Here is a 13,783-nt window from a genome sequence, read left to right as displayed (position 1 = left end):
CTTAAAAAAAGAAAAATGAAGAATATACTATTAGTAGGTACCATATTATTTACACTTATGTTTATGAGTTGTAATAATGCCCCAAAATCTGAACTTGGGCATAACGAAAATGAAGGCGTTTCTAAAACCAAAGAAGGCGAAAAAGATGCACACGGCGAAGAAGGTCATAAAGAGGAAGAAGGAGAAGATCATCATGAGGAAGAAGGTCATAGCGAAGAAGAAGGTGTTGTGGAGCTTACAATCCAACAAGCTGAAACCATCGGTTTGGAAACGAAACCTTTAGAAGAACGAAATTTAGGCAACAATATTAAAGTTACTGGTGCACTTGAACTCTTTCCACAAGATAGAGCAAATATTAGCCCTTTTGTAGGTGGTAATGTAAGATCTATAAAAGTCATTGAAGGTGACCAAGTGCGAAAAGGGGAAATATTGGCATATTTAGAACATCCAGACATTATTAGTATGCAGCAGGAATTTCAAGAAAAAAATGATGACCTCGTTTTCCTTAAACAAGATTTTGAACGTAAACAAACCTTGTATGACAAAGGCGTGTCATCTGGTAAAGAATTTCAAATGGCGCAGTCTAAATTCCGTTCAACAACTTCAAGTGTGAATGCCTTAAAATCAAAGTTAAGGCTATTGGGATTGAATGCAGATAAAATTGCCGAGGGTCAAATTTTTTCTGCAGTACCCATCATTACGCCTATTAAAGGCTTTGTAGATGAAGTGTTGGTTAACCTTGGCGATTATGTAGCACCACAAACCAAAATGTTTGCTGTTAGTGATAATACCAAACTACATGTTGATTTAAAAGTCTATGAAAAGGACATTAGCAAAGTAAAATTGGGTCAGCCAGTTTTCTTTACAGTAGCTTCTAAACCCAATGAAATTCTTAAAGCTAAAGTACATTCTATTGGTAAAACTTTTGAGACCGATCCAAAAGCGTTGCACATTCACGCAGATATGGATATTAAAAATGATGAATTGCTTCCAGGTATGTATGTGGAAGGTAGAATAGTAGAGGGCGAAAAAATGGGTTATGCCGTTCCTGAAGAAGCCATTATTAAAGAAGGTGAGCAATCTTTTATTTTTATTTTGGATGAAGACGAAGAAATGGAAGGTAATAAAATGAAATTCAAAATGATACCAGTCACTGTTGGCATCACCGATTTAGGTTTTGTTGAAGTCAATCTTCCAGCAGAAATTTCAAAAGAAGTTAAAGTAGTAATTAAAGGGGCTTATAACCTTTCTTCAGAAATGGTGAAAGGTGAATTAGAGCATGACCATTAAGAATAAAGATTTTGATTCCATGTTTGTTAGTGGTCTTAATTAGTTAAAAACTATAAACAGACTCGGTTCAAAATCGATTAAATAATATAAATATTTTAAAGATGAAATGAGCTATAATCCCGCACGTGCGGGAATACCAACCGAAATGTTGATTGGCGAAATCGAAGATTCATGAACACCTTTAAAAATCAATTATTCACGATGTAAATAATTACATCTGACAATTAAAAAACAAATAAACATCAACAGATGAAAGAAGTAAAAGCATTTGTAAAACCAAACAGGATACAAAAAATTATAGAAGCCCTGACCGATAATGGGTTTGAAAGTATGACCCTTTCGCAAGCCGAAGGCACAGGAGCATTTAAGGCAAAAGGAGCAAAACCTTCGCTGGATTTTCGTATTACCGATAGCCCAGTAATTAAAATAGAATTGGTGTGCCAAAATGAAGAAGCCCAAGCGGCCATAGAGATAATTATGACAAACGGCAAAACCGAAGAACCAGCCGATGGCATTATTTATATAACCAATATAGAGGATGCCTTTCAAATTAAGACAGGAGATTCCTTAAAGCGCTTTAATTTATAGCAGAATGACAAATTTAGAGCAAATATTAGAGAACAATAATGTAAAACCAACAGCTATGCGTTTGTTGGTTTTACAATTTCTCTTAAATAAAAAAGTAGCAGTCAGTCTAACAAATGTTGAAGCGTATTTTGATAATTCTGAAAGAACAACCTTGTATCGCACCCTAAAAACCTTTGTAGAAAATGGTATCGCCCATCAAATAGATGATGGAACTGGTATTACAAAATATGCCTTATGTGAAGAAAATTGCAATTGCGAAATGGACACCGATTTACACCTGCATTTTCACTGTACAAATTGCAATGAAACCGTTTGTTTAACAGCGCATAAAATCCCACACATTAATTTACTAGAAGGTTTTAAAGCAGAAAATGTGAACTTGGTGGTTAAAGGCATTTGCGATAAATGTAATGGACAATAAATGCACTTCCGTTGCACAAATAATTAAGTTAATTTTAAACAAATGTTACAAATAATTGATATTAAACAAGATAACGTGATTACAACTATAGCCACTGGAAAATTAGAGCAACAGGATATAGAGAAAATACATCCTATTATTCACTCTATTCTTGATAAGGGCTTAAAGGTACGTTGGTATTTTGAGATGAATAATTTTGAAGGATGGACTATTAAAGGGCTTTGGGAAGATTTTAAAATGGATGTTACACATGAAAAGGATTATGAACGCATTGCCATGGTAGGCGACAAGAAATGGCAGGAATGGGCAACCCAATTTATGAAGCCTTTTACCAATGCCGACCTTAAATATTTTAATATAAACCAAAAGGAAGAAGCCAAAATATGGATTGAGAGTCAGTAAGCTTCTTTCCGTTAAAGACAGTTTGATGAATAAAAAAAAATCTATTACCATTTTAATTGGGTTTGCCATAGGTGTATTTATTATTCAACCCCTAGGAATTAGTATTTTCAACTTTGGGAATCAAGCTAACGAAATTAATTGGTGGCATTATTTAAAGAATAATTTAATTGAAATTTTGAATACAAATGGGAATCAAATTTTTGAGAATATTCTGTTCGGACTATTAGGTGTCAGTATTGCACTAATTTATTATTTCGGTATAAAAAACAGAAAACATTGATGGCCAGTAATAGAACTTAATTTGCTTAAATGATGTTTTTTTTAAATAATGAGTGAAAACTTAATTATTAGCAGGCAGCTTTTATGATGCTTTTTCAAAGCAACATGATTAATAGCATTAAAAGCAAAAGTAGAAGCTGCTTTTTTTAATTATACAATTACAGATAGATATTATGAATGCTAAATATTTTATTTTAATAATCTTGTTGGTTAGTTATTATAAAGTTAGCGCCCAAAAAATTTATACAACTGAAGAAGGTCATATAATGATGATGGCTTTGGTTGACGATAAATCCGTCAAGGCAGAAAGCCATAAATTGACCCTATATCTTGATTATGATTCCAAAGTGGTTAATGGTGTACTCGACCTAAAAACCTTATCAACAGATATTCCTGAAGTCAATTCCAGTTTAAAAGAGCTGGAAGACCCTTTAATGCTTCGGTTCACTGGTACTATTCCATCACAGGATTTTTTATCAAAACGACATGAGTCCATCAACTTTAATTGGCTGGTAGATGTTACTTATCAAGGGAAATCCTTTAAATCACAATTCAAAGCAACCATTACCCATATAGAACAAGGAGTAAGTGTGTCTTGTCTCATAAGTGCACGAGGTCAGGTTTTAGTGTCAGATATAGGTCTGGATTCCTTAATACAGGGTTTGGATGATACCATACAAGTACAGTTTGCCCAATTGGTATTGAAATTGGAATGACTATAAATTAAAAACATTTGAAACGTATGAAATGAGCATGACCGAAAATTGGTCGCAAACACCAATAAAGATATGCGAATTACATATAACCGTTAAAAAACAAATATTATCTACACATGAAAAATAAAGAACACAATCACTCACACGATGGTATTTTCGGTAAAAAAACCGAGTTATACTTTGCTATTTTAAGTGGCGTATTTTTCTTTACAGGCTTAATTTTAGAATTGGGATTCAAATTACCAGAAATAGCCCTATACAGTTATATAGCAACCTATTTTTTTGGTGGTTATTTTACAACGCTTGAAGCTATTGTAAAAGTAAGAAAAGGCGAGTTTGAAATCGATTTTTTAACGATTGTTGCTGCTGTTGGCGCTGCATATATTGGCAGTTGGGAAGAAGGTGCATTGCTATTATTTTTATTTAGTATTGGTCACGCAATGGAAAAATATGCAATGAACAAAGCAAAAAAATCAATCGAAGCATTGGGTAATTTATCACCAAAAATGGCATTGGTTAAAAGAGGAGATAAAGTAGAAGAAATTTCCATAGAAAAATTACAACTTAACGATATTATTGTAATACGACCAAATACCAAAATTGCTGCAGATGGTGTTATTATAAAAGGAAGTAGCAGCATCAACCAAGCTTCCATAACGGGTGAAAGTATGCCAGTTGATAAGTTTGCTGTTTCAGACACAAATAATTTACCAGAATTTAATACTATTGATAAATTAAATGTTGTTTTTACAGGTACTATTAATGGCGATAATGCACTCGAAGTTAAGGTATTAAAATTAAGTAAAGACTCTACTATTTCGCGTTTGGTAAAAATGGTAAGCGAAGTCGAAACGCAAAAATCACCAACACAATTATTGACCAAAAAATTTGAAAAATGGTTTGTACCAGCCGTAATTATTTTAGTAGCTATATTATGGTTTTCATATTTAATAACAGGCGAAGATTCTACAGCAAGTATTTATAGAGCCATAAGTGTATTGGTAGCAGCAAGTCCTTGTGCATTAGCAATTTCTACACCAAGTGCAGTTTTGAGTGGTATTTCGAGAGCTGCAAAAGGAGGCGTTTTAATAAAAGGAGGTCGTCCGTTAGAAGATTTGGGAAGTTTAACCACTATTGCATTCGATAAAACAGGAACACTTACCGAAGGAAAACCAAAATTAACCAATGCCATTCCGTTGAACGGATTTGATGAAAATGAATTTTTAAATTTGGTATTAGATGTTGAGAGTTTGAGTAATCATCCTTTAGCAAAGGCTATTTCAAAAGACATAAAATCGAAATACAAGATTGAAGCAAAAAATAAGGCTTCAAATATAAAAGCCATTCAAGGAAAAGGCCTTAAAGCAACCTATAATAAAGAAGTCGTTTTTGTAGGAAATGCAAAATTAATGATAGATCAGAATATTGCTATTAATGAGGTGATTTCAACACAAATGAACGAATTGCTTCAAAATGGTCATACCGCAATGTTAGTCGCATTTAAAAACGAATTAATTGGTTTATTAAGTGTTATGGACACACCAAGAGAAACAGCAATTACAACCTTAAAGCGTCTAAAAGAAATGGGTATAGAAAAAATGATAATGCTTACTGGCGATCACCAAAATGTAGGCGATTCTATTGCCAAACAAATAGGACTTACAGAAGCAAAAGGAAACCTATTACCAGAAGATAAAGTAACAGCCATTCAAGAATTAAAAGAAAAATACACTAAAATTGCAATGGTTGGCGATGGCGTAAATGATGCGCCAGCAATGGCAAACAGTACAGTAGGTATTGCAATGGGAGCAGCAGGAAGCGATGTTGCGCTCGAAACTGCAGATGTAGCTTTAATGTCTGATAAAATTGAAAATCTACCATTTGTAATTGGCTTAAGCAGAAAATCTAAACGTATAATAAAACAAAATCTGTGGATAAGTTTAGGTATTGTTGGTGTTTTAATTCCGTCAACACTAATTGGTTGGGCAAGTATAGGTATGGCAATTGCTATACACGAAGGCTCTACATTAATTGTTGTAATTAATGCGTTGAGATTATTGCGATTTAAAGAGAATTGAAATAGATAATGATAACATAGAAAATTACTTGATGGAGTGAAATTTAAACTCTGTTTCTTTTTAATTTTAAAATATTTTTCTTTTATAAGAGTTACATAATAAAATTAGAACCAATGCTTAAAATCATCCAAATAGTTGCCTTGCTGCAAGGACTTTTTATTTTATTTATTTTTTATAGAACCCGAAAGAACTATAAGAAAATAACTTTTTGGCTCTTTTTTGGAAGTATTGTATCTATACTGTTGTACATAATTGGTGATGATGACAACAACCTTTTTATAGAGGGCGCAGATTGGGTTCTGTTTGACAGTTCGCTATTCCTAACGTTTCTATTTTTGTATTTTAAATATTTTAGATCAGACAATGAAGTTTTTTTAAAAAGGGATTATTTATTTTTCTTGCCCAGTTTATTTTCATTTTCAATTGAAACATTGGAAATTGTCTCGGATGAGGAAAACGATTTTTTAGAACTAATAGAGACGTTAATTGACTTTGTGTTTTTAGGTTACTTAATTTACATTTTATACAACTTACTAAGAACTAAAAGGGCAAATTGGATCCTGTACTTTGTTGCCCCCATTGTTTTAATAATGAGCGTTTCATATATAAATGGTGTTCTTGATTTGTTTGAGTTAGCGCCTATTGTGTTTTCTGAAGATGATGATTTTAACACCTATTTGCTTCTTGTTATTGCATTCTTGTTTTATTTTATTACTTTTTATTTCATAAGTAAGCCAAAAGAGCTTATACCAAATACCAAGATCACCAAGTACAAATCCTCTAACCTAAGGCCTGAATTAATTGAAAAATATAAAAATGCTTTAATACAGGCGATGGAAAAAGACAAATTGTTTATGGATTCTAGATTATCAATCCATAACGTTTCAAAAAAATTAAATATTCCTAGGCAATATATTTCTGAGGTTATAAACTTACATTTAAACAAAAATTTTCAAGATTTTGTCAATGAATATAGAGTTGATGCGTTTGTAAAAAACCTACAAAACGACCAACATGCCCATTTTACGCTTTTCGGGATGGCGACAGAAGTCGGTTTTAGTTCCAAGTCTTCTTTTAATGCTACTTTCAAGAAAGTCAAAGGAATAACCCCTACGCAATTCAAGAATTCTATTGCTAAAAAAAAGATAATAGGTACAGAATAAGCATTCTGGACAACAGGTAAATAATCTTGTACATTGACATTTCGTTCTTTGAGGGAATTTAAACCCTTAAAGCATGGCATTACAAGAAGAATTTAAAACACAAGGCGACTTTTTATTTAAAAATAGAAGTTATTTACCACTGATTATTTTAGTTATTGGCTTATTGGTATTTATCTATCAAAAACATTACAACACTGTAGCAACAGGTAATTGGCTACCAGAATTCTACTACTACATTTGCCTTGGCATTAGTTTATTTGGTTTGTATATACGCGTGGTCACAGTAGGTTATACACCAAAAAACACATCTGGAAGAAATACAAAAGAAGGGCAAATTGCTGAAGAGCTAAACACTACAGGTATCTATTCAATAGTTAGGCATCCTTTATATTTGGGTAATTTCTTTATGTGGCTTGGTGTGGCAATGCTCACTGAAAATACTTGGTTTGTGATTGCCTTCATTTTGTTCTACGCCTTTTATTATGAACGCATTATGTATGCCGAAGAAAGTTTTTTAAGACAAAAATTTGGAAACACTTATCTGGATTGGGCCAAAAACACACCTGCATTTATGCCTTCATTTAAGTATTATCAAAAAGCTAAATATCCTTTTAGTATCAAAAAGGCACTAAAAAAAGAGAAAAACGGTTTAGCAGCCGTGTTTCTATTATTTTGGGCTTTTAATTTTATCGGTGAAATGATAAAACTACAAGCTATTAGATTTGAATATGACTTCTGGTTTTATGGTGCTTTGGTTTCATCAATAATTTACATAGTATTAAAGATTATGAAAAAGCAAAAATTATTGGATGAGATCAATCGCTAATAAATACACAACGCTGCAGATACGATAATAAAGCAGTTGTAGTCTTCATAATATACTCTATAAAGCTGGTTTGTGTCTCAGACATGAGTAAATCCCAACCAAAACTTTAGACATTCAGACAAAGAAAAAAATCTATTTTAAAACAATCAAATTATATATGGAATATTTAAGTCAATTATTCAAGACATCCTTTTTACCATTATTTTTTATTTTAATTAACAGCATGTTATTCGCACAAGAAGAATACACCTTGCGTGGCACTATTAGTGATGAGACTAATGGTGAAACCTTGTTTGGCACAACGGTTTATTTAAAAGGTACAACCATAGGCACAACCACAAATGAGTATGGCTTTTACTCAATAACGGCACCAGAAGGAAAATACATATTGGTTGTTTCGTATTTAGGATACAAAGAAATACAAAAAGAGGTATTTCTTAATAAAGATACAAAACTCAACATTGAAATTAAAGAAGATCCAAGCATACTTGATGAAGTCGTTATTACAGCAACTGATGGTTCAGAGAGATTAAACATTCGGAAGCCCCAAATGGGCGTTGTTGCTTTAAAAGCGGCAACAGTTAAACTAGTGCCTGCCGTGTTAGGTGAAGTCGATCTTATAAAGACCATTCAGCTTCTGCCAGGAGTGTCCAATAATGGAGAAGGTTCTGCGGGTTTTAACGTAAGAGGAGGTGCTGTAGATCAAAATTTAGTGCTTTTGGATGAAGCGATTATTTACAATACGTCTCACTTTTTTGGACTTTTTTCGATTTTTAATAATGATGCCATTAAAGATGTAAAACTTTATAAAGGTGACATTCCTGCTAAATTCGGTGGTCGAACAGCTTCAGTCTTAGATGTAAGGCAAAAAGACGGCAACAACAAAAGGCTAGAGCTTAATGGAGGTATCGGGTTAATTTCAAGTAGGCTTGCCGTAGAAGCCCCTTTGTTTAAAAAGAAGGGCTCTTTTCTTTTGGCAGGAAGATCAACGTATGCACAGCTTTTTATGGGGCTTTCGGAAGAGCTAACAAACAATAATATCAGTTTTTACGATCTAAACCTTAAAGCCAATTATGAAATTAACGAAAACAATAAAATATATTTATCAAGCTATTTTGGTAGAGATGTTTTTAATATATCAAGCCTTTTGGATAGTAATTACGGTAACATCACTGGTAACCTACGCTGGAACCATATTTTTAACGATAAACTATTCTCTAACCTGTCGCTTATATATAGTAAATACGACTATCAAATAGTACTCGATTTTGTTAAATTGGATTGGATATCGGATATACAAAATTTTAACCTAAAATACGATTTTGGCTATTATGCAAGCGATAAAATAAAAATAGACTTTGGACTTAGTGGTATTTCGTATAATTTAAATCCCGGGGAAATTACACCATCTACGCCAACTTCACCCATTAACCCATTAAAATTAGACCAAAAAAGGGCTTTTGAAGCAGGAGCTTATGCTAGTGTAGAACATACTATTACAGATAAGCTTACTGCAAGATATGGTTTGCGCTACAGCACATTCAACCGATTGGGCGGACAGGCCATCACAAATTATGCAAATAATCAGCCAGTAGTTTATAACCAAGGACTAGGCATCTACCAAAGTGGTGAAGCTATTGGAGAAACAGAATATTCTAGAGGCCAAACCATTAAACAATTCGGAAATTTAGAACCACGCATAGGATTGTCGTACAAATTATCTGACCATTCTTCAATAAAGGGAAGTTACACACGTACAGCACAATATCTGCAATTGCTATCTAATACGGCATCAGTAACACCTTTAGACGTTTGGACAACGAGCGGAACTTATGTAAAACCGCAACTGTCTAACCAATATGCTTTAGGGTATTATAAAAAATTCAATGACAATGCATATTCCTTTGAAGCAGAAACCTATTATAAAACTACCGACAACCGAATTGACTATATTGATGGCGCAGATTTAATAGGTAATAACACCATCGAAACCGAAATATTAAATGGGGAAGCAAGAGCCTATGGCTTAGAATTGATGCTTAGAAAAAACAAAGGGCGCTTTACGGGCTGGTTTTCATATACTTTAGCTAAAACAGAGCAACGCTCTTTTGGTGGAATTGCAGGAGGTCCGGGAATTAATAATGGCAATTGGTATAATGCGCCTTTTGATCGCACACACGATATTTCCATCACAGGAATGTATAAATTTACAGATAAATGGACATTTAGCGCAAATGCAGTCTATCAAACCGGTCGCCCAGTTACGTATCCAACCGGTCAATTTGAATACGACGGATCTTCTGTTGTAATCTACAACAATAGAAATGCCAATAGATTACCTGCTTACCATAGGATAGATCTTTCGGCAACCTACAAACCCAATCGCAAACCAGATAAGCAATGGAAAGGCGAATGGGTTTTTAGCATTTATAATATGTACAATAGAAGAAATGCCGCCTCTATAACATTTGGTCAAAATTATAATACAGGAGCAAACGAAGCAACAAGGACTTCCATATTTGGTATTATCCCTTCAATAACCTATAACTTTAAATTTTAATAAAATGAACACTTTAATAGAAATAATACGCAAAAACATATTAAAATCAAAACACGCACTAAAAATGGCTTTACTTGGTTTGATTGCTTTTTCCTGCACAGATGTGGTAGATATAAGCGTACCAACCGAAGCCCCACGTTTGGTTATTGAAGCATCACTAGGTTGGGAAAAAGGCTCGTTAGGAAATAACCAAACCATAAAATTAAGCCTATCCACCCCATTTTACGATCTAACACCAAGCCCTGTAACAGGCGCATCAGTAAGGGTTGAAAACGTTACAAACGGCGATGTGTTTATTTTTGAAGACCAACAGGATGGTCGTTATACAACCGCAGATTTTGAACCAATAATTAACAACACCTATAACTTAGAGGTGATTTATAATAATGAGACCTATACCGCTCAAGAAACATTAATACCTGTTCCTGAAATAGATAGAATAGAGCAATCCCGTATAGGTGGTTCAGACGAAGAAGAGCTAGACCTAACCATCTATTTTAATGATCCAGAAAATGAAGTGAATTTTTACTATGCCACATTTTTGGAAGGTAATGATTTGCTGCCTCTAAGGGTAGTCCTATCTGACGAATTTACAAATGGTAACGAAATGTCTATTTTTTATGAAGAAAACGAGGCCGACCAAGCAGATGAGATACTACCCGGAGATATGGTAGATATATACCTGTTTGGCATAACTGAAGAGTATTACGATTTTTTGGATACATTAATTGAGCAAGGCGATAATGCAGGAGACCCCTTTGCAACGGTACCAATACGGCTAAAAGGTAATTTCATAAATCCAGAAAATCCCGATGATTATGCTTTTGGGTATTTTAGGGTTACAGAATTTGTAAACGAGGTTTATACGTTCGTCGAGTAGAGGAAGTTTCAATATTCCAAAGGATAATTTCAGCAAACGGAAAAAACCTTTGTAGAAAATGGTATCGCCCATCAAATAGATGATGGAACTGGTATTACAAAATATGCCTTATGTGAAGAAAATTGCAATTGCGAAATGGACACCGATTTACACCTGCATTTTCACTGTACAAATTGCAATGAAACCGTTTGTTTAACAGCGCATAAAATCCCACACATTAATTTACTAGAAGGTTTTAAAGCAGAAAATGTGAACTTGGTGGTTAAAGGCATTTGCGATAAATGTAATGAACAATAAATGCACTTCCATTGCATGACTCATTAATGTACTTTGCAACAAACAAAATAAAATAATGAGTGAAGATTTAAAATGTGAAGATGGTGCTTGTGCTGTAGATTATACCCAAGAAACCCCTAAACCAAAAACAACAGTTAGCTTAAACAAAAACTATATTGCACCTGTGGTTGGTATATTTTTTTTGCTATTGGGAATAGGTATAGACTTTTACGACATTCCATTTTTTAAAGCACCCATTCCTTTAATTTGGTTTGGAATTATTTATATAGTTGTTGGCGGTCCTATTGTATTAAAAGCCGCTAAACTCATTGTGAAAGGAAATATTTACAATGAGTTTGTATTAATGTCTGTTGCTACACTTGGTGCTTTTGTAATAGGATCTTATGAAGAAGGTGTTGCCGTAATGCTATTTTATGTAGTAGGCGAATTATTTCAGGAAGCTGCAGTAAACAAGGCAAAACGCTCAATTGAAGCCTTGTTAAAAGTTCAAGTAGAAGAAGTTTCGGTTTTAGAAAACGGAAACCTTATAAGCATGCATCCAAAAGATGTAGAAATTGGGCAAATCATTCAAGCCAAACCTGGTCAAAAAATTGCTTTAGATGGCGCATTGGTTTCAGATTATGCAACTTTAAATACAGCAGCTTTAACTGGTGAGTCTGCACCAGACACCAAAGAAAAAGGTGAGACTGTTTTGGCAGGAATGTTAAACCTCAACACCTTAATAGAGATTAAAACCACTAGTAAATACGAAGATACCAAGCTCTCTAAAATATTAAAACTGGTACAAGAAGCTGTCGGCAGAAAAGCCAAAACGCAACTTCTAATCAGTCGTTTGGCAAAAATATATACGCCCATTGTATTTTGGTTGGCCATTGCATTGCTTATAATTCCTTACTTTTTTCTTGGTGAGGCATACCAGTTTCAAATGTGGTTAGAGCGTGCTTTAATCTTTTTAGTGATCTCTTGTCCCTGTGCTTTGGTAATTTCCATTCCGTTGGGCTATTTTGGTGGTATTGGAGCAGGTTCGCGTAACGGGATTTTATTTAAAGGTTCCAATTTCTTGGATTTAATGACCAAAGTGGATACAGTGGTCATGGATAAAACAGGAACACTTACCAAAGGTGTTTTTGAAGTTCAAGAAGTGGTTTCTATCACATTAGATAAAAATGAATTGGTAGAACTGGTAGCCACTTTAGAACGCAATTCAACACATCCCATTGCTGAAGCTATTGTAAAATACGCTGACCTTGAAAACGCATCCTTAACGGCATCCGAAGTGGAGGAAATTTCTGGTCACGGAATGAAAGGTAAAATAGGGAAATATGAAGTTTTAGCGGGTAATTTAAAGTTATTGGAAAAGTTTAATATTCAATATGATGAGCAATTAAAATCGAACACTGAAACGATTGTTGTAATTGCTATTAATGGAAAATATGAAGGCTATATAACCATTGCCGATACCATTAAGGATGATGCCAAAGAAGCCATAAGTGCTTTACATCGTATTAAAAAAATAACAGAAATTGTGATGCTTTCTGGCGATAAACAATTGGTTGTCGATAAAATTGCAAATCAACTGGGAATTGATAAAGCTATTGGCGGCTTGCTTCCCGAAGAAAAAATCAATGAAGTTGAAAAACTAAAAAAACAAGGAAGAATTGTTGCGTTTGTTGGCGATGGCATTAATGATGCACCTGTAATCACACTCTCGGATGTAGGTTTGGCAATGGGAGGCTTGGGTAGTGATGCTGCTATTGAAACCGCTGATGTTGTGATACAAACCGACCAACCCTCAAAAATTGCAACAGCCATACATATTGGAAATGCGACCAATAAAATTATATGGCAAAATATAATTTTAGCCTTGGGCGTTAAAGTATTGGTGTTAACTTTGGGAGCAATGGGAATGGCAACGCTTTGGGAAGCTGTAATTGCTGATGTAGGTGTTGCTTTATTGGCTATTTTTAATGCGGTACGCATACAACGCATGACTTGGAGTTAAAACATAATATCACAATACTATGAGTAGAAAAGCACATTGGGAAAATGTTTTTAAAACAAAATCTTTAAATGAAGTGAGTTGGTATGAAGTCGTGCCAGAAACATCTTTATCATTTTTTAAAGCATCTAATATTTCTAAATCTGCAAAAATCATCGATATTGGTGGTGGAGATAGTTTTTTGGTAGACCATTTATTAAAGTTGGGATTTAAGGATATCACCGTGTTGGACATCTCTGAAGCTGCGTTGGATAGAGCCAAAAAACGCTTAAAAGACCAATCAA

The 13,783-nt window shown here is 34.0% G+C and carries 13 protein-coding genes and 1 pseudogene; all 14 read left to right on the top strand.

Going from position 1 to position 13,783, the window contains the following annotated elements; genetic code table 11:
• The first annotated feature begins 15 nt into the window (after window positions 1-15).
• The gene (locus AAC024_RS12100) at window positions 16-1,290 is read left to right on the top strand and encodes an efflux RND transporter periplasmic adaptor subunit (protein ID WP_339895721.1); all 1,275 of its coding nucleotides are present in this window, start codon (window positions 16-18) and stop codon (window positions 1,288-1,290) included.
• A gap of 249 nt (window positions 1,291-1,539) precedes the next feature.
• The gene (locus AAC024_RS12095) at window positions 1,540-1,878 is read left to right on the top strand and encodes a P-II family nitrogen regulator (protein ID WP_339757884.1); all 339 of its coding nucleotides are present in this window, start codon (window positions 1,540-1,542) and stop codon (window positions 1,876-1,878) included.
• A gap of 4 nt (window positions 1,879-1,882) precedes the next feature.
• Window positions 1,883-2,299, top strand: a complete 417-nt coding sequence (locus AAC024_RS12090) for a transcriptional repressor (protein WP_339757881.1) — start codon at window positions 1,883-1,885, stop codon at window positions 2,297-2,299.
• A gap of 42 nt (window positions 2,300-2,341) precedes the next feature.
• Complete coding sequence (locus AAC024_RS12085) at window positions 2,342-2,701, top strand: STAS/SEC14 domain-containing protein (RefSeq protein ID WP_339895718.1); 360 nt, start codon at window positions 2,342-2,344, stop codon at window positions 2,699-2,701.
• A 25-nt stretch (window positions 2,702-2,726) separates the two neighbouring features.
• Entirely contained in the window at window positions 2,727-2,981 is a 255-nt protein-coding gene (locus AAC024_RS12080; RefSeq protein ID WP_339757877.1) for a hypothetical protein, read from the top strand.
• Window positions 2,982-3,153: 172 nt separating this feature from the next.
• Entirely contained in the window at window positions 3,154-3,696 is a 543-nt protein-coding gene (locus tag AAC024_RS12075) for a hypothetical protein (protein ID WP_339895716.1), read from the top strand.
• 116 nt (window positions 3,697-3,812) lie between these two features.
• Window positions 3,813-5,774 carry a heavy metal translocating P-type ATPase gene (locus AAC024_RS12070; protein ID WP_339895714.1) on the top strand — a complete coding sequence of 654 codons (1,962 nt, stop codon included), beginning with the start codon at window positions 3,813-3,815 and terminating at the stop codon, window positions 5,772-5,774.
• A gap of 590 nt (window positions 5,775-6,364) precedes the next feature.
• Window positions 6,365-6,937 carry a helix-turn-helix domain-containing protein gene (locus AAC024_RS12065; RefSeq protein WP_339895712.1) on the top strand — a complete coding sequence of 191 codons (573 nt, stop codon included), beginning with the start codon at window positions 6,365-6,367 and terminating at the stop codon, window positions 6,935-6,937.
• Between the two features lie 73 nt (window positions 6,938-7,010).
• Window positions 7,011-7,763, top strand: coding sequence for a methyltransferase (locus AAC024_RS12060; RefSeq protein ID WP_339895710.1), 753 nt, complete (start codon window positions 7,011-7,013; stop codon window positions 7,761-7,763).
• Between the two features lie 157 nt (window positions 7,764-7,920).
• Window positions 7,921-10,323 carry a TonB-dependent receptor gene (locus AAC024_RS12055; protein WP_339895708.1) on the top strand — a complete coding sequence of 801 codons (2,403 nt, stop codon included), beginning with the start codon at window positions 7,921-7,923 and terminating at the stop codon, window positions 10,321-10,323.
• Window positions 10,324-10,327: 4 nt separating this feature from the next.
• On the top strand, window positions 10,328-11,203 hold the full coding sequence (locus tag AAC024_RS12050; RefSeq protein WP_339895706.1) for a DUF4249 domain-containing protein: 876 nt from the start codon (window positions 10,328-10,330) through the stop codon (window positions 11,201-11,203).
• Between the two features lie 33 nt (window positions 11,204-11,236).
• A pseudogene (locus AAC024_RS12045) lies at window positions 11,237-11,500 on the top strand (transcriptional repressor); the annotation flags it as partial.
• Between the two features lie 55 nt (window positions 11,501-11,555).
• Complete coding sequence (locus AAC024_RS12040) at window positions 11,556-13,502, top strand: heavy metal translocating P-type ATPase (protein WP_339895704.1); 1,947 nt, start codon at window positions 11,556-11,558, stop codon at window positions 13,500-13,502.
• A 19-nt stretch (window positions 13,503-13,521) separates the two neighbouring features.
• On the top strand, window positions 13,522-13,783 hold a 262-nt coding region (locus AAC024_RS12035; RefSeq protein WP_339895702.1), incomplete at its 3' end, for a class I SAM-dependent methyltransferase.

This window comes from uncultured Algibacter sp. (assembly GCF_963976535.1).
Taxonomy (GTDB): domain Bacteria; phylum Bacteroidota; class Bacteroidia; order Flavobacteriales; family Flavobacteriaceae; genus Algibacter_B.
This window is presented reverse-complemented; position numbering and strand designations above follow the sequence as displayed.